Source organism: Chitinophaga varians, from assembly GCF_014529945.1.
GTDB lineage: Bacteria > Bacteroidota > Bacteroidia > Chitinophagales > Chitinophagaceae > Chitinophaga > Chitinophaga varians.
Genome location: NZ_JACVFB010000002.1, coordinates 1,205,819 through 1,224,259 on the forward strand (window position 1 = coordinate 1,205,819; position 18,441 = coordinate 1,224,259).

Here is an 18,441-nt window from a genome sequence, read left to right on the forward strand (position 1 = left end):
AAGGCGCAAAGCAGCAAAGGCGCAAAGAAATTTAGATAAGATAAATAAGAAAGCAAAGGGGCGAAGATCAAATGTGATCTTCGCCCCTTTGCTTTCTTATATCAAAAAATCTTTGCGCCTTTGCTGCTTTGCGCCTTTGCGTGAACTAGAAGCTGTATCTCAGACCCAGCTGCATCTGATGACGGGAACCAAAGAAGTCTTTGGAGTAAGGAGATCCCGGATTTTCCAGTTTCAGGATAGGGTAGTTGTTCACTACTTTTCCTGTTGGTGTAGCACCTACGCTGGCAGAAGAGTTGAAGGTGTTGGGTGAGAAGTACTGAATACCCCAGTCTTTGTTGATCAGGTTGGTCACGTTCACGATATCGTAAGTGAGGGTGAGGGTATGCATGGATTTACCGGCTTTGAAGTTGAAATCCTGGCTAAAGCGGAAGTCAGCCTGTGTGTTCCATGGTGTACGACCACCGTTACGTTCAGTGAACTGGCCTTTACGACCGCTCAGGTATTTGTCTGCGTTGATGTAGTTCATGAACTCTGTTGCTTGTTGAACAGCAGTTTTACCACCGGCATCAGCAAAGAAGTTGGTTGCATCTGCTACATCTTTCGGGATGTAAGCGAGGCTCACCTGCTGAGGAGTACCCTGTACGGTGGCGTTTACGAAACCATATGTATAAGGTAAACCGGAAGAGGTGTTAAAGAACACGGAGAAGTTGGAAACCCATTTGTTTTTAGCGTCCCAGCCGTGTTTGTAACCTACAGTAGCTACGATACGGTTGCGGATGTCGAAGTTGGAGTAAGCCAGTGCCGGGTTGTTCGGGTTCAGCGCCTGGTTCAGCTGCCAGTTAGACTCCATAGAGTTGCGGATACCGTTGGTGATGTCTTTAGCTTGACCGTAAGTGTAGGCTGCCATAAAGTTCAGACCAAACGGGAAGGATTTGGACACCTGAGCAGTGATGCTGTAGCGGTAGCCTTTGTCAGTGTTGGACAACAGGTAAGCATTCGTATATAACGGATTGATTTTGGCACCAGACCAGATAGGCTGTTGTTTGTTCACGTCATATGCGTAGTAGGTAGGATTGTCGACCAGATTGATCTGTTGGAACATCAGGTCTTTGATCACTTTCGTGTAGATACCTTCGATGCTGAATTTCCACTGGTCGCGGGTGTTGTATTCCAGGGCGAGGCTGCTTCTCCACACCTGAGGCATTTTGAAGTTGTTGTCGATCAGGTCTACCTGCGTAGCGCCGGAAGCGTCATTTACTTTAGCGCCGTTCTGGGCGGCGAAGTCAGCGATACCGTTAGCAGAAGGTTTAGCCGCAGGGATCGGACCGTTTACGAAAGGTTTGGTAGAACGTTGGTCGTAAGCACCATAAGTTACACCGTTGTTGTAGTAGGCATAACCTAACCATGCGAAAGGAATACGACCGGTGAAGAGACCAGTACCACCGCGCAGTACGAGGCTGTTGTCACCTTTGATGTCATAGTTGAAACCTAAGCGCGGAGAGATCTGCACATTGTTCAGGAAGTTGTTTTTGATATCCTGAGGTTTAGTATACGTATAGGTATTACCGTAGTTGCCGTCAACAGGTGCTTTGGTGGTTTTGTCGCTCAAAGGCTGTTTGTTCGGAATACCGGCATAGTCTAAACGGATACCCGGAGTGATTTTGAAGCGATCAGTCAGCTGGATCTCATCCTGACCGTACAGGCTCAGCAGGTTCACTTTGAACTGTGCAGGAGGATTAGCCATGATGTTATCGCGGGAGTTGTTAGCGTAGTTATAGTTACCACGTACACGGCTAGGCATGTTAGCGAGGAAAGAGTCAACGCTGTTGTAGTCGATACGACCGTTCCAGGAGTTTACGAAACCATAAGTGATGTTGTAGAACTCGTTGTGGGTACCTACTGTGATGGTATGGTTGCCTTTGAAGATAGTCACGTTATCAGTGATCTCAAAGGTTTTCTGTTTCATATTGAAGATACTGGCTTCACGGTCAGTACCGAGGAAGATGGTAGAACCTGCGGTGCGGCCTTTGATCTGGATCTGGGGAGTAGCAGGATCAGACAGCGGATCTCTGTAGTCATGAACGCTGGAGTAACCCAGGATCAGGCTGTTGGAGATGGTGCTGTTGAAGGTGCTTTTCAGCTCAGCAACAGTAGAAGACTGGTTGTTCACCTGTTTGAAGTCGATGCCTTTGAAACGGAAGTTCTGTTGGTCACGTTCCAGGTTGGTAGCTTCGGAGGTGATAGTATTATTACGGAGAGACAGGTGGTGTTTGTCGTTGATATGCCAATCCAGTCTGTTGAAGAATTTGTTGGAGTTGGAATAGATGCTGGTGTTACCGGCAGTTCCGATATCCACACCATAAGTTTTCATCACAGCGGTGATGTCAGCAGCATCTTTTTCGGTGAGGATACCACCACCATCAGCAGAACCTGCGGCGAGGATCACCGGGTCTACACGGCGGGTAATTTCTTCGTTGGTGAAGAAGAATAATTTGTTTTTGATGATAGGGAAACCAACACGGGCGCCTGCCTGATATTCGTGGAAATCGCTGGGCAGTTTGGAACCGTCGCCGGCGTTGTTTTTACCAATCATAGAGGCGTTACGGCCATAACCGTAGATAGAGCCATGTACTTCGTTGGTACCGCTGCGTGTTACTGCGTTTACGCTACCACCGAGGAAGTTACCTACTTTCACGTCGAAGGGAGCCAGTAATACCTGTACGTCCTGGATCGCGTCGAGAGACACGGGGTTGGTACGGGTGCTGCTGCCGGGCTGACCGCTGGTAGAGCTCTGGCCACCGAGAGAAGGGCTGAAGCCGATCGCGTCGTTGTTGATCGCACCATCCACAGTAACGTTATTATAACGATAGTTGGTACCGAGGAAAGAGTTATTGTTGCTCTGCGGAGTTACTTTGGTGAGGTCCTGCAGGCTGCGGCTCAGGCTGGGAATGCTTTTGATCTGCTCCTGTCCTATTTTGGTACCGCCGGTTTTGCTGCCGGTATTGCCGGTAACGACGATTTCACTCAGTGCAGTGGATTCTTCCTGTAATTTAAAGTTGAAGTTGATAGTGCCTAATGCCAGGTTCACATTTTCTTTTACTTCTTTTTTATAACCGATGAAAGAAACGGTTATCGTATAAGGACCGCCCGGATTAAGGTTGGGTACAATATAACGACCATCGCTGTTGGTCTGTGTACCATTTTTGGTGCCGGTGGCAGTGTTTAATACAACCACTGTTACACCGGGAATAGCCTGACCAGCAGGGTCTGCTACTTTACCTGAGATAATGGAGGTGGTGATCTGCGCTTGTGTGTTGTTAAAACATAGAACGACCAGAATGCTCGCTAAAAGCGTGACAAATGATTTCATAAAGCCTGTTAAGTATTTACAGGTGCAAAACAACTACTCCAAAGCAACCAGAATGTTAACTCATCATTACCAAATTGTTAAGGACTACTTAAAATGATCTTAAAATAACCTGATTACCTGACGATTGGGCTAATATAATATCAGGTTTAATCATTCGTATGAAAACAATGTTAACAATCAACGAAGTAGGTGTCTGGGCAAAATTGTTTAACAGTTCTTAAACAATAATTTTATTAAGACAACCCTGATGACTATACGAAGTTTTCACGCAAAGCGAGCAGAGGAAGCAAAGGCACAAAGATTTTTAAGTTCCGCTCTTTGTGTCTTTGCTTCCTCTGCTCGCTTTGCGTGAACAAAAAACCCCGTCTCAAAAGACAGGGTTTCTCTCGTTTTTTTTAAACGGTTTTTGCTTAAAAATAGACTTTGAAAGTCCCGTCCGTTAAAGGTTTTTCTATTTCACCACTAATTAAAGTGCCGGAGAATGTACCCTCCGCTTGTTTACTATTAATGCTTTCAAGTTTGATGGAGATGGCCTTAGTAATATAGCCGTCTTCTTTTTGCTGAATATCCATCAGCGTCATTTCACCGGCGCTCTGATCATACTGTCCGGCCTGAAGGCCGTTCGGAAAAGTGATCATGAGCTCCATATGTTTAGTGAAATTGTTAGTGACACCATCTATGATCAGCGTTTTTTTGCCGGCAATAACGGTATCAGAGATATAACCCTGCGTAGAGTTGGAATGGTAGGTAACGTCCCCTACCCGGAAAGAGAAAGTGCCCTGAGGCGTTGTTTCATTCTTTTTAGAACAACCAGCAAGTCCTGCTCCTGTAATGATTGCAACAACGGCCCATACGAAGATTTTTAAACGCATATGTTTTAGTATTTAATGCTGTCCTGTATTTGTGCCGCTGCATAAAAGAAACCGGGGTTGGTCGGCAGAAATGCTGCCGCCAGCCATGCTTAGTTGGAATAGGTGTACCGGTTAATATACGGGCATAGGGATAAATTCAGGTGCAATATATGTAATAAAAATTAAATTAAATAAAATGTTAATAAATAAACATGCCGTGAGCAGCGGAAAGGAAAGCGGCGGCGTCAATATTAACAATATTTTTGTGGGGTAATTCCGTATTATTACTGTTCGGGTTTTTAAATTAATAAAAGCACATTATGTCATCGGAAGTAGTCAAACAATTACAGGAAGCAGTGCAGTTTTCACCGGAGAATGTGCCGTTGCGCTTACATCTGGCCCAGGTGCTGTTACAGGATTATGAATATGTGCAGGCAGAAGAACAGTACCGTAAAGTACTGGAACTGTCGCCGGACCATACCATTGCTCAGCTGGGTCTGGCTCGTACCTTTTATCATCAGCAAAAATATTCTGCCGCTATAGTTGTACTGGAACAACTGGAACATCATGAGCCGGACCATTTCGATGCGCTCCTGCTCCACTGCCGTATACTGGTAAAGGAAAACTCCCTGCAGTCGGCCCGGGATATTTATCAGCATCTGTTGCAGCTCAATCCGGGCTTCCGTGACGAAGCCCTCGATGCGCAGTTCCGACTGCCACAACAACAACCCACTACCTCCTACGAGGAAGACGAACCAACGGAAGATCCGGATAAAGTCTTCACCCTGGAAAAACCGGATATGAACTTCTCCGACGTAGGCGGCATGGAAAGAGAAAAGCAGGAAATAGACCTGAAAATCATTAAACCACTGCAATTTCCCGACCTCTATAAAGCCTATGGCAAAAAGGCCGGTGGCGGTATCTTACTGTACGGCCCTCCGGGCTGTGGTAAAACCTATCTGGCCAAGGCTACTGCAGGACAAATACAGGCGGAGTTCATCAACGTAGGTATCCATGATGTATTGGATATGTGGATTGGCAACAGCGAAAAGAACCTGCATGCGCTCTTTGAACTGGCCCGCCAACGCAAACCCTGCGTACTCTTCTTTGATGAAGTGGATGCACTGGGAGCGAACCGTACGTCTATGCGTAACAGTGGTGCAAGTCACCTGATCAACCAGTTCCTGGCGGAGATGGATGGTATCGCAGCCAACAACGAAAATGTGCTGATCATCGGCGCTACGAACGCACCCTGGAGCCTCGATCCGGCGTTCCGTCGCCCGGGCCGTTTTGATCGTATCATCTTCGTCGCCCCTCCGGATACAGATGGCCGCGAATCCATACTGAAACTGCAACTCCGCAATAAACCCGTATCCGACGTGGATTATAAAGCCCTCGCGAAAGCAACCACCGGCTATTCCGGCGCCGACCTGAAGGCTATCGTGGACCTTGCCGTGGAAGATAAACTCCTGGAAGCATTACAGAAAGGAATACCACAACCTATATCGCAAAAAGAACTGGTGAAAGCCATCAAATCTCATAAGCCTACTACGCGGGAATGGTTCAATACTGCCCGCAACTATGCCTTGTATTCCAATGAGGCCGGCCTGTACGACGATGTGCTGAAATACCTGGATATAAAGAAATAATTATGGCTGTACTCATTCAGCGTGCCCAGTTACTGCTGCAACAAGGGCGTTACCAGGATGCGCTGACCACCCTGAAACAACATCTCAGCACCAGCGCAAATGATATTGATGCGCTCTTCCTGCTGGCTATCTGTTATCTCGAAATGGGCAAGACAGAAGAAGGAGAACAGGTGGTTAACAACGCCCTGAGCTTTGCTCCGGATGATGACCGGTTCCTCTACCTGAAGGCACGGATGGCACTCAATAAAAACCAGTACAACGAGGCCTTGCAGGCTATCAGCGAGGCGGTCGCTATCCATCCCTATCAGGCTGATTACTTCGGTATGTGGAGCCAGATACTGCTGTTTAAAAAAGATTATCCCGGCGCGCTGCAAAAAGCACAGGAAGGACTGGCCATTGACCCGGAAAACCTGGTATGCCTCAACCTCCGGTCCAATGCGCTCTTTAACCTCGGCAAAAAGGAAGAGGCATTTTCCAATTTGCACGAAGCGCTGGAGCATAATCCGGAAAATGCCTATACACACGCCAATTTGGGCTGGAAATGGCTGGAAGCCGGTGATCACCGTAAAGCACTGGAGCATTTCAGGGAATCGCTGAAACTGGACCCTAACCAGCAATGGGCAAAGAGTGGTATGGTACAGGCGATGAAAGCCCGCTACTGGCTGTACCGCCAGTTCCTGAACTATGCCTTTTTTATGGGGCGACAGAAAGCAGGTATGCAGTGGCTGATCATCGTGGGGATCTTCATTTTTACACAAATTGCCAGCAAAGTGTTTTTCCCTTTATATGTGTTGCTGGCGCTGGTGGCATTGTCTACCTGGCTGATAGCGCCGGTGAGCAACCTGTTTTTACGCCTCAATCCTTACGGCCGCTATGCTTTAACACCGCAGCAGATTAAAGTTTCCACGATGGTAGGTTACCTGCTGTTAACCGCGCTGTTGAGCGCAGCCGCCTACTGGATTACGGCCATCCCGGGACTCCTGGCTACCGCTATCTGCTCGGGTGTATTACTGTTGCCTGTTTCAAGTATGTATACGCCCGAATCTAAAAAGAACAAAAATATCTTCCGTATCTACACAGTCTCCTTGGCGGTTGTAGGACTGATAGGTATTGTCTTCGCTTTTATCACCAACGACTATGCTAATATATTCGTGGCCGTTATGCTGATCGGCGTGTTCCTGTATCAGTTGCTGGCAAACTACATTATCTCCAGAGAGTAATATCAACAACATATAAAAGCGAATCGCCCATTGATCCAATCAATGGGCGATTTCGCTTTTAACTTTTAATGTATTAGCTCAGGGCTTCAGCCCTGGGTTTGTTATGCGTCGATCTTAGCGTACTTCGCGTGTGATTCAATAAACGCTCTGCGCGGCGGAACTTCGTCGCCCATGAGCATGCTGAATACGCGGTCTGCTTCGGCAGCGCTTTCGATGGTTACCTGTTTCAGCGTACGTCTTTCAGGGTCCATGGTCGTGTCCCACAGCTGTTCTGCGTTCATCTCACCAAGACCTTTATAACGTTGTATGTTTACGCTGTCTTCTTTACCACCGGCGGCCAGTTGTGTGGTAGCGGCCTTACGCTGTTCCTCTGTCCAGGCGTAGATCTGTTCCTTGCCTTTTTTAACGAGGTACAGCGGCGGTTGTGCGATGTAAACATAACCCTGTTCTACCATGGCTTTCATGTAACGGAATACGAAAGTGAGGATCAGCGTAGCAATGTGGCTACCGTCCACGTCCGCATCCGTCATGATGATCAGCTTGTGATAGCGGAGTTTGGAAAGGTTCAGGGCTTTATCGTCTTCTTCGGTGCCGATGGTTACGCCAAGGGCGGTGAAGATATTTTTGATCTCGTTGTCTTCGTAGATCTTATGTTCCATGGCTTTCTCCACGTTGAGGATTTTACCACGGAGCGGCAGGATAGCCTGGAAGTTACGGTTACGGCCTTGTTTGGCAGTACCGCCCGCGGAGTCACCTTCGACGAGGAACAGTTCACATTTCATAGGATCATTGTCGGAGCAGTCTGCCAGTTTACCAGGAAGGCCGCTGCCGGTCATCACGCTTTTACGCTGTACCAGCTGCCGGGCTTTACGGGCCGCTTCACGGGCCTGTGCTGCCAGCACCACCTTGTTGATCACCAGTTTGGCTTCACGGGGATGTTCTTCCAGGAAGGCATCCAGTACAGAAGCTACAGAACTGTCCACCACACCCATTACATCGGAGTTACCGAGTTTGGTTTTGGTTTGGCCTTCAAACTGTGGCTCCGGCACTTTTACGCTGATGATAGCGCTGAGGCCCTCACGGAAGTCGTCACCGGTTACTTCCACTTTGGATTTCTCAAACAGTTTGTTTTTATCGCCGTAGGCTTTAAACACACGGGTAATAGCACGGCGGAAACCGGCCACGTGTGTACCACCTTCGATGGTGTTGATATTATTAACGTAGGAGAAAATGTTCTCGCTGAACGCTTCATTATAAACCAGGGCTACTTCCACCGCAACGTTGGATTCCGGATCGTGGGCTTCTACATAGATAGGTTCAGGCAGCAGCGGTGCACGGCGACCGTTTTTATCCAGCATCTGGATAAATTCGAGGATACCGCCTTCGCTGTAGAAAGTTTCAGTGAAGATTTTACCTTCTTCGTCTTTTTCACGTTCGTCAGACAGGGTGATGCGGATTTTACGGTTCAGGTAAGCCAGCTCCCTTAAACGGCCGGCCAGGATTTCCCGGTTGTAGGTCGTTTCCTTGAATATTTCATCATCCGGCTGGAAGTGAACGGTAGTACCGGTGGTTTCGCTCACGCCGATTTCCCGTACAGCATACTGAGGGATACCGCGGTGGTATTCCTGTTCAAACAGCTTGCCTTCCGTTTGTACGGTCACATGAAGCCGGGAGCTCAGTGCGTTTACGCAGCTCACACCCACCCCGTGCAGACCGCCGGATACTTTATAAGTGTTTTTATCAAATTTACCGCCGGCATGGAGCACGGTCATTACCACTTCCAGGGCGGAACGTCCTTCTTTCGGATGGATGCCGGTGGGGATACCACGACCATCATCCTTTACCCGGATAGAGTTATCTTCGCAGATCGTTACTTCGATATTTTTGCAGTAGCCAGCCAGGGCCTCGTCGATGGAGTTATCAACTACCTCATATACCAGGTGGTGAAGTCCCTTGATGCCAATGTCGCCAATATACATGGCCGGACGCTTACGCACCGCTTCCAGTCCTTCCAATACCTGAATACTCCCCGCATCATATCCGTTGCTGGGGCTGGTTGCTTGCACTAATTCTTCGCTCATATGTTGGTGTAAAATCGTTTAGAAACAAAATCGGTAGACAATCACGCAAAAATACGAAAAATAAGCCTGATTTCCATAAAAGAATAGCTGTTTTTGGGTGGGATGGATGCCACATTTTTTACCCTTATAATTTCCCCGCCCCTGCTGTCTCTTTCACCCCGGCGAACAATGTTTTCCACACCAGGTTGAAAAAGGACTTCTGGACGTCCCGTACCTGAGTGGGATTGGCAACCCGCACTTTTTCCCCGGGCAGGGGATTACTATCTTTAATGACCATTACATTGGCTACAAAACTTATCAGCCCCTTACGGCTGTAACTTTTATGCTCTTTGTCCTGCTTCAGGATGGCTATTTTCAGGTTGTCGTACAACAAGGTAACACTGCCGGCTGCCTTCCGCTCGTCTCCCCTGATATTGAAACTCAGGTCCCGGATGTTGCAGGACCGTATTTCTATCATGCCCAACGGCCGGGTCACGCTGTTGAGGTCTTTCCCGTTCATGCTTTTCAGCTGCCCCGATACGGCAAACTGGCCGGCCGGATGACGGAGCGTGAAATCAAAACGGGCCCTCAGTTTGCCGCTCTGCATAAAAATAGCGTCAAAATCGGCAATGCAGTGATTGTTCCGGGCCACCATGGAATCAATATTGGTAACGTTGGTAAACCGGCCATGTACATGATTGAAGTTAATCTGGCCCGTCTGCCGGGAAACAGGGCTTAGTTCAGTATACTGCAAGTCTACATTGTTGCCGGTCACGGTATCTATTTTTAATGGCAGATGCAGCTTTTGCAATACCTGATTGGGAAACTGTCCCAGTTTGTCACCAGGAGGCATGGGCAGGGTCCGGTCACGATAAATATGTACCCGGCCATTGCCGATATCGATACGCCTGGCCCATACCTGCTGCTCCTGCAGCAGTAGCCGCGGGTCCAGTTCTTCTACCTTTATATCGTTCAGGAGCAGTTCGTAACGGTCCTGCTGCAGGCCTCCGGTCTGCCGCTGGAACTCCGCCTTATCGTAACGGGGCTGTATCTCAAACTGGCCGATATTCAGCGTCCTTTCTGCCGCATCGTAGCGGATGCCACGTACATACATCCAGTAAAGGCTGTCGCGGGTACGGTTCATATAATCCCGCATCCCGATTTCATAGTTGCGGGCATACAGGTACCGGGTAGGGTCATTCAGGGCCACAGAATCAATCAGAAAATCGTTTACCCCTACCCGTAGGTTCCGAAACTGGTGTATCACGCGGGAAGAGTCACGCCGGGTAAATACATATTTAAAATTAGTACTGTCCAGCTGCAGGCGCCCGATGAAGATGGATTTCATTTTGGGGGATATGTCCTCATACGCGGTACGGGGCCGCGTGGTGTCCCTGACAGTGCTGTTCTGGTCCATCACGATGCTGGGCCCGGTCACAATCAGTGCGCCGGCATTCAGTTCCTTTTTGATGAAATACCGCCACGGTTTAAAGTACCGCAGTTGTAGTTTCTCCACACTGATGAGATAGGTGTTTTCAGGCGCCCGGTGGGCTGCCAGCATACGCCGGTACACCGCCGAGTCCAGCGTCATGGTAGCCTTTTCTACCGTCAGGCTCCCGGAAAGCACGTTGAGATGCAGGTCTTTGAACTGTACAGTGTAGAGGCTATCGGACAAATCCGTCACATAAACAGATAATTCCTTACGTAAAAGCTTAGTCCAGTGTTGATTAAGATACCAGGCCGTACACAATACGCCTACCAATAGTAGGAAGAATACGGTCAAAATAATCCTGAAAATCCGGGGTAATTTCCTTTTCCTGTGTTCCATCTGTTATGAATAAACGAAATTTATACCAATTGATTGCTGCCACAGTACACCAAATATGTAGAAATATTTCTTTATGTTAGGAATGCTTTGTAAGTGTATTGTCAAAATGTATTTCGATAAAATTGGAAGTGTTAAATTTGTCCCGGTTTTAAAACATCAGGTAAAGTGAAAGAAATTCAGGAAATACTGGCATTAGCCATCCCGCAGCCCGCCATGAGCGACCAGCTACAGCTGGCGGAGCAGGATAGCGTGTCTGTCCCGGATTGCCTGGACTTTACATTGCAACGCTTTGTTTATGACAAACCGTTGCCGGTGGAAGACATAGCCATGGTCGTATACCAGCCGGCTAAAAGAGGGCAATCCGCCGCAATAGAATTACGCTATTGTGTGGCGGGCAGCAAATATTGTAAAAATCCCGCCTGCACCGACCAGTTATGTGCAGAAGGCAACAAGGAAGCCTGCAAAGACAAGGTTCCTTCTGTAGACCTTATCACCGTCAGGTTCCAGCCAGCGTTTATTCAGTCGCTTCAGAAAAATACTACCTCGTTCTCCCTTTTTGAGAACCAGACCCGCAAACCTTTCGTGAAAACCATCCAGCCCTGCACCAAATCCAAATCAGTGCTGGAAACCATGGTGCATCACAACTATGAAGGAATGCTGAAGAACATCTTCCTGCAAAGCCGTGCCCTGGACTTACTACTGTACAGTTCAGACCAGTTCATGCAGAACGATCCTGACGAACGTTATGGCTGCCGCTTCCTGACTCATCTGGAAGACCGGGAGAAAATTGAAAAAGCAAGAAGTATCTTACTGGAACAACTGGATTCCCCTATCACCATCCGTGATCTGGCCCGTAAAGTAGCCATGAATGAATGTTACCTGAAAAAAGGCTTTAAAGCCATGTACGGTACCACCATCTACGACTATTTCCAGAAAGAAAGGATGGAGAAGGCCAAAGGCCTGTTGTACGAAAAAGGCATGTCTGTGTCTGAAGTGGCTATGCTAATGGGTTACTCCTGCATTTCCCATTTCTCTACTGCCTTTAAAAAGCACACAGGGTTAAAACCTTGCGAGTTGTTACTTCGTTGATTATCAATTAGAAAGAAGTTAGATAGATGCTGATGGCTATGTGCCATCAGCATTTTTTTTTGCAATTTCCCGCTTTGATCATTTCTTTTCCCGAATTGAAAACCGCAGTAGGAAATATCGCCGTTACTTTGTAACTGTTAAAACGACGGACAGATTTCTATCTGTGAACCTTCAAAGCTTCCTTATTAGATTTGACCATGGGAAGAGACTTTTCTGGTGATTAAAATCAAGTAAAGCCATAAATTTTAAGCTTGCGTTTTTTTATCAAACACCAAGGGAACACAAGTTCAATTACCAGAGAAGTTTTTTACCAGATTTTATAAAGTCGCCTCACTTCTGTGGGGCGACTTTTAAATTTTCAGCAACAGTTACAACGGCTTTCACGCATCTCCTCTCTCAGATGGCTGATGATGTGTCGACGAAAGGAAAAAAGCGCTGCCTGATCGGCAAAAAAGACGGTTAAGCGGCTATAACGGTACCGGCTACACGGTGAATGGGAATTTGTGTATTCCATCATCCGCGCAATAATATTTGATTCCCCGTCATGCCGCCTGCATGGCCTGTTTGCCATGATATGCAGAAGAATTCGTATACCCGTCAGGGAGAGATAACAACGCTGGCTTCCTACTGTCGCTGTGTTATTTATCGTGAGAAATTTTCTTGTCAGTGACAACAGCTTTTCAGAAAATGCTTTTACTGCCAGGACAATTTTTCATGCAGTAGGTTTAGGGTACGTATATGGCAGATGTAGCACAGCCATAACGGCAGACCTCGTGTCAGACATTTTTCCTGTGTCTTGTTTCCAGCGCGAAACATCAACGGTGCTATTTTACAACAGGTAATTTTCTTTGTCAATATCAAACAGGCAAACAAATATTTTCAAATAAAAACAGCCGTAATGAACAATGATGTTGATGGGGAGGAAGCGACGTTGTACTATTTGCGCGCTCATAGAAAGGCGGTAAAATGTTACAACAGATGGAACCATGTCTGTGACTGGAATGAATCGTCAATGTACCTGGTAAATATCACGCTGCATATTAATCAGGCGATCGCATAATTACTGGTCCGGAGCATTGTGTGTATGTCAGGGTGAAAAAAGAGATGCTTGTAGATCTCAATGGCTATGGATTACTTATCCATGGTGATAAGAGGCGCGATGATATAAAATGAAAAACCCCGCCCAAAAGAGCAGGGTCTGTCCTATTTATCCCTATACCTATGAAATACGTGTTTAATTATTCAGTGACGGTGCCTGCTTCGTTCAACAACACTGCTTTATCTGCACCATTGTCCTGAATGTTTACTTTGTAATAAGCAGCTACATCTGCTCTTTCAATTTTCCAGCCATCTTTTATGGTGGCAGCCGGATATTTCGCTTTCAGTGTACCAGCCACTGATTCCGGCAGTGTCTGTGCGTCGTATGAACTCCGGGTAGCAATCCATTTGCCATCGGCGTCATACTCTGCAAGCGTTTGTATGTTGTCTTTGTGGAAACTTACACTCCAGTGGCCAGCACTTGTCTTAGTCCACTTGGCGTCTGTAGTTCCGGCAAAGGTCTGATCAAAAGAACTTTTAACTGCTGCAGGTGCCTCCACCTTTTTCGCAACTGTTTTTGCTTTCTTAACTGATTTTTTTTGCTGTGCAAAAGTTATGCCGGAAGTGATCAATACTGCACAAAAAATTAACGTCAACTTTTTCATAAATCAAGATATGGTTTATCCGCGTTGGGTTAAAATTAACTGACTTAGGTTTTTCTAATTCTTCCTGGCAAAGAGCTAAAACAATGCCAAAAACGTAAAATAAATACTCTTTATTGTAAATTACTAAAAAATTTACGAAAAAAACTTCAAAACCGTCGTTTTTGGGAAAGTTGCCCCTTTAGGTGCCGGCGTATTTTCTTAACTTCGCACAATTTTAATCAATTATTGTCTAAATAACATCAAAGGGCGGGGAATTGTTTTATGTCCAGCAAATATCAGGAATATAACCAGCTGAATTTACCTCAGATCGAGAAAGATATATTACAGCAATGGGAGCTTCACCAGGCTTTTGAAAAAAGCGTGGAAGTAAGGGACGGCGCTGTACCATTCGTATTTTATGAAGGCCCTCCCAGCGCTAATGGTTTGCCCGGTATTCACCACGTGATTTCACGTACCCTGAAAGATCTGGTGTGCCGCTATAAAACCATGAAAGGCTTTCAGGTAAAGCGCAAGGGCGGATGGGATACCCATGGCCTGCCAGTGGAACTGGGTGTGGAAAAGAGCCTGGGGATCACCAAAAAAGATATCGGGACCAAAATTTCCATCGCTGAATATAACGAGACCTGCCGTAAGGAAGTGTTGAAGTATAAGGACAAATGGGACGACCTCACCCGTAAAATGGGCTATTGGGTAGACCTGAAAGATCCTTACATCACTTTCGATAACAATTACATTGAAACACTCTGGTGGTGCCTGCAGACCCTGTATAAAAAAGGATACTTATACAAGAGTGTCAGCATTCAGCCCTACTCTCCCGCTGCGGGAACTGGCCTCAGCTCTGCTGAGCTCAATCAGCCAGGTACGTATAAAAACGTCAAAGACACTACTATCGTGGCCATGTTTAAGGCTAAACAGGCGGAAAACTCCCGGTTCCTGTTCGATGCTGCAGGGTCTGATGAGGTTTATTTCCTGGCCTGGACCACCACGCCGTGGACGTTGCCTTCCAACCTGGGCCTGACCGTAGGGGCTAATATAGAATACGTGCTGGTAAGCACTTTGAACCAATACACGCACCTTCCGGTGAATGTAGTGATGGCGAAAGTGCTGCTGGGCAAATACTTCAAAGCAGAAGGAGAGAACGCCGATTTTGCTGCTTATAAAGAAGGCGATAAGATCATTCCATGGAAGATACTGACCAGCTTTAAAGGCAGCCAGCTGGAGAACATCCGCTATGAGCAACTGTTGCCTTATGCGCAGCCGGAAGAGGGCGATCCGTTCCGCGTGATCGTGGGTGACTTTGTGACCACTGAAGATGGTACCGGTATCGTTCACACCGCTCCCGCTTTTGGTGCAGATGACAACCGCGTAGGTAAAAAATATGGCATCGGCATCCTGACCCTGGTTGACCGTGAAGGTAAATTCACCGACAACGTGGGCGAGTTCTCCGGCAGATATGTAAAGAACTATAAAGACGACCCGGATTACAAAGATGTGGATGTGGACATCGCCGTGAAGCTGAAGAAAGAGAACCGGGCCTTTAAAGTAGAGAAATACGAACACACTTATCCTCACTGCTGGCGTACAGACAAGCCGGTATTATATTACCCGCTGGATGCCTGGTTCATTAAAACCACTGCGCTGAAGGACCGGATGGTGGAACTGAATAAAACCATCAACTGGAAACCTGCCTTCACCGGTACCGGCCGTTTTGGTAACTGGCTGGAGAATATGGTGGACTGGAACCTGAGCCGCAGCCGCTATTGGGGTACGCCCTTGCCTATCTGGCGTACAGAAGATGGCAGCGAAGAAAAATGTATCGGCAGCATAGAAGAGCTGAACGCTGAAATCAGGAAAGCCAATGAAGTGCTGGGGGGAGATATCAACAAATCCTACCTGCATGAAGGCATCCTCGATTTGCACAAGCCTTATGTAGATGATATCATTCTGGTAAGTGATTCCGGCAAACAAATGAAACGCGAACCAGATCTGGTGGACGTTTGGTTTGACAGCGGTGCGATGCCGTATGCCCAATGGCATTATCCGTTTGAAAACAGAGACCTGGTAGAGGCCGGTAAGGCTTTCCCGGCTGATTTCATTGCTGAAGGCGTGGACCAGACCAGAGGCTGGTTCTATACCCTGCATGTGCTGGGTGTGATGCTGTTCGATAACGTTGCTTATAAGACAGTGGTTTCCAATGGATTGGTGCTCGATAGCCAGGGTAATAAGATGAGTAAACGTCTGGGTAATGTGGTGAATCCGTTTGAAACGATAGAACAATACGGTGCAGACCCGACCCGTTGGTACCTGATCACCAACGCTTCCCCGTGGGACAGCCTCAAATTTGACGTAAAAGGTATCGGTGAAGCGCAACGCAAGCTCTTCGGCACCTTGTATAATACATACAACTTCTTCGCTATGTATGCTAATCTTGATAAGTTTACCTTCAGTGAAGCATACATACCTTTACAGGAGCGTCCGGAAATTGACCGCTGGATTATCTCCGTGCTGAATTCCCTTATCCGGGACGTGACCAGCTACTTTGATGATTATGAGCCTACCCAGGCTGGCAGGGCAATTGAGGCTTTTGTGGATGAGCACCTGAGCAACTGGTACGTGCGTCTTTGCCGTCGCCGGTTCTGGAAAGGCGATTATGGCCACGACAAAATCAGTGCTTACCAGACATTATACGAATGTTTGGAAAAAATTACACAATTGATGGCCCCGGTTTCCCCATTCTTCACAGACTGGATGTTTAACAACCTGAACCGTGTAAGCGGACGTTTTAGTGCGCAATCTATCCACCACACTGATTTCCCGGTGTCTGACGCTGTGGCTATTGATGGAGATCTGGAAGAAAGAATGCAGTTGGCCCAGGATATTTCCTCACTGGTATTATCCTTGCGTAAGAAGGTGAATATCAAAGTAAGGCAACCTCTTCAGAAAATACTGATTCCGGTTTCCGGCAATCATATGAAAGAGCAGTTGGAAAAAGTTGAGGATCTGATAAAAAGTGAGGTAAATGTCAAAGGGATTGATTATCTTACCGAAACGGGAGGTTTTATCAAGAAAAAGATCAAACCGAACTTCAAATCGCTCGGTAGCAAAATGGGTGCGAAGATGAAAACCGTAGCTGCAGCCATTGGTGCGTTCACGGATACAGATATTGCTACTATTGAGCGCGACGGCCATTTCAACCTGGCCGTTGAAGGCGAGCAATTGCAGATACAACTCTCTGATGTTGAAATAATTTCCGAAGATATTCCTGGATGGACAGTCGCAAATAAAGGTGCTTTAACGGTAGCGCTGGATATTACTATTACTGACCAGTTACAGGACGAAGGAAATGCACGCGAGCTGGTAAATCGTATACAGAAAATCCGCAAAGACAGTGGTTTTGAACTGACTGACAGAATTGACGTAACGGTAGAGAGCGTAGACTCGCTCAAATCGGCGATTATAAACTATAATAACTATATTTGCACGGAAATTTTGGCAGATAGCTTGGATTTAGTGGAGCAATTACAGGGCGGAACAGAAATAGAGGTGAATGACCTTAAATTTAATGTATTAGTTAACAAAAAAAGCTAATCCCCCATGGCAACAAAAAAGAAGGTTGCTAGTAAATCGACCCAAAAGGTAGTTCAGGTGAAGAAGGCTGCAGCAAAGGCGACGACTGCAAAGAAGGCCGCCAAACCTGCTCCGGCAAAGAAAGCTGCGTCTGCCGCTCCTAAAAAAGTGGCAGCCGCCGGAAAACCTGCCGCCAAGCCCGCCAAACCCGCAGCAAAAAAAGCCGAGGTAGCTAAAGCTGCAGCAAAGAAAACCGCAGCTACCCCAAAATCCGTAATTAAAAAGGCTCCAGCCGCAAAAAACAGTAAAACATCGTCCGTCCCGAAAGTTGCTGTACCTGCAAAAAAGACCGTTAAAAAAGAGCCTGCTGTAAAGCAGCAAGTGGTCACCAAAAGTGTTGCCGCTGAAAAAGAGAAACCATTAATTTCTAAGTCAGAAGAAAAAGAACTTAAAACAATGGCAGTAAAGAAAGCAGATACAAAGGAACAAGTTGCTAAGGTGAAAGAATCCACTAAAAAAGCAGCCGAAAAACCTGCAGTAAAGGCAGAGAAATCAGTAAAATCCGAGAAAACCGAGAAACCCGAGAAAACAGAAAAACCGGAAAAAGCTGAAAAAGCCGAAAAAGCAGAGAAAAAAGGTGGAAAGCCTTCCCTGGTTGCTTATCAGCCTGAATTTACCAAATCAGTGCTGGACCAGCCGGAAGCAGCTTCAGGTCCCCTTTTCAGATATAGTGATGCAGATCTGCAGGAGTTCAGAGAGCTGATCCAGAAAAAGCTGGAGTTCGCTAAAAAAGAACTGGTGTATCTGCAAGGCCTCATTACCCGTAAAGATGAAGCAGGTACTGATGATACTGAAAACAAATACATGAGCATGGAAGATGGCAGCGGCTCCCAGGAAAGGGAACAGCTCAACCAGATGGCCAGCCGCCAAATCCAGTTCATCGATCACCTGGAGAAAGCAATGATGCGTATCGAAAATAAAACCTACGGCATCTGCCGCGTAACCGGCAAGCTGATAGATAAAGCACGTCTCCGTGCAGTTCCGCACGCTACGCTGAGCATCGAAGCCAAACTGGCCAAAAGCAAATAAAAACATATTCGCATA

The 18,441-nt window shown here is 47.0% G+C and carries 10 protein-coding genes; 5 read left to right on the forward strand and 5 right to left on the reverse strand.

Going from position 1 to position 18,441, the window contains the following annotated elements:
* Positions 1-145: 145 nt before the first annotated feature.
* Together ICL55_RS12820 and ICL55_RS12825 are read right to left on the reverse strand one after the other, a co-directional pair.
* The gene (locus ICL55_RS12820) at positions 146-3,370 is read right to left on the reverse strand and encodes a TonB-dependent receptor (RefSeq protein WP_188097636.1); all 3,225 of its coding nucleotides are present in this window, start codon (positions 3,368-3,370) and stop codon (positions 146-148) included.
* Positions 3,371-3,780: 410 nt separating this feature from the next.
* Complete coding sequence (locus tag ICL55_RS12825; protein ID WP_188097638.1) at positions 3,781-4,242, reverse strand: hypothetical protein; 462 nt, start codon at positions 4,240-4,242, stop codon at positions 3,781-3,783.
* Positions 4,243-4,541: 299 nt separating this feature from the next.
* On the opposite strand from ICL55_RS12825, the gene ICL55_RS12830 reads away from it, so the two are divergent.
* Both ICL55_RS12830 and ICL55_RS12835 read left to right on the forward strand, forming a co-directional pair.
* Positions 4,542-5,870: an ATP-binding protein gene (locus tag ICL55_RS12830; protein ID WP_188097640.1), complete on the forward strand. Its 1,329-nt coding sequence runs from the start codon at positions 4,542-4,544 to the stop codon at positions 5,868-5,870.
* Between the two features lie 2 nt (positions 5,871-5,872).
* On the forward strand, positions 5,873-7,090 hold the full coding sequence (locus ICL55_RS12835) for a tetratricopeptide repeat protein (RefSeq protein WP_188097642.1): 1,218 nt from the start codon (positions 5,873-5,875) through the stop codon (positions 7,088-7,090).
* Between the two features lie 101 nt (positions 7,091-7,191).
* Here the strand turns inward: ICL55_RS12835 and gyrB are convergent, their stop codons facing one another.
* Together gyrB and ICL55_RS12845 are read right to left on the reverse strand one after the other, a co-directional pair.
* Entirely contained in the window at positions 7,192-9,171 is a 1,980-nt protein-coding gene (gyrB, locus tag ICL55_RS12840) for a DNA topoisomerase (ATP-hydrolyzing) subunit B (RefSeq protein WP_188097644.1), read from the reverse strand.
* Positions 9,172-9,295: 124 nt separating this feature from the next.
* The gene (locus tag ICL55_RS12845; RefSeq protein WP_188097645.1) at positions 9,296-10,834 is read right to left on the reverse strand and encodes a hypothetical protein; all 1,539 of its coding nucleotides are present in this window, start codon (positions 10,832-10,834) and stop codon (positions 9,296-9,298) included.
* Positions 10,835-11,143: 309 nt separating this feature from the next.
* Between ICL55_RS12845 and ICL55_RS35570 the strand changes: the two genes are divergently transcribed.
* Positions 11,144-12,067, forward strand: coding sequence for a helix-turn-helix domain-containing protein (locus ICL55_RS35570; RefSeq protein WP_188097647.1), 924 nt, complete (start codon positions 11,144-11,146; stop codon positions 12,065-12,067).
* Between the two features lie 1,238 nt (positions 12,068-13,305).
* On the opposite strand, the gene ICL55_RS12855 is transcribed toward ICL55_RS35570, so the two are convergent.
* Entirely contained in the window at positions 13,306-13,770 is a 465-nt protein-coding gene (locus ICL55_RS12855) for a PepSY-like domain-containing protein (RefSeq protein ID WP_188097651.1), read from the reverse strand.
* Positions 13,771-14,031: 261 nt separating this feature from the next.
* On the opposite strand from ICL55_RS12855, the gene ileS reads away from it, so the two are divergent.
* Positions 14,032-17,358, forward strand: coding sequence for an isoleucine--tRNA ligase (gene ileS, locus ICL55_RS12860; RefSeq protein WP_188097653.1), 3,327 nt, complete (start codon positions 14,032-14,034; stop codon positions 17,356-17,358).
* A 6-nt stretch (positions 17,359-17,364) separates the two neighbouring features.
* Positions 17,365-18,426 (forward strand): TraR/DksA C4-type zinc finger protein, encoded by a 1,062-nt coding sequence (locus tag ICL55_RS12865; RefSeq protein ID WP_188097655.1) that lies wholly within the window; start codon positions 17,365-17,367, stop codon positions 18,424-18,426.
* Positions 18,427-18,441: the final 15 nt, after the last annotated feature.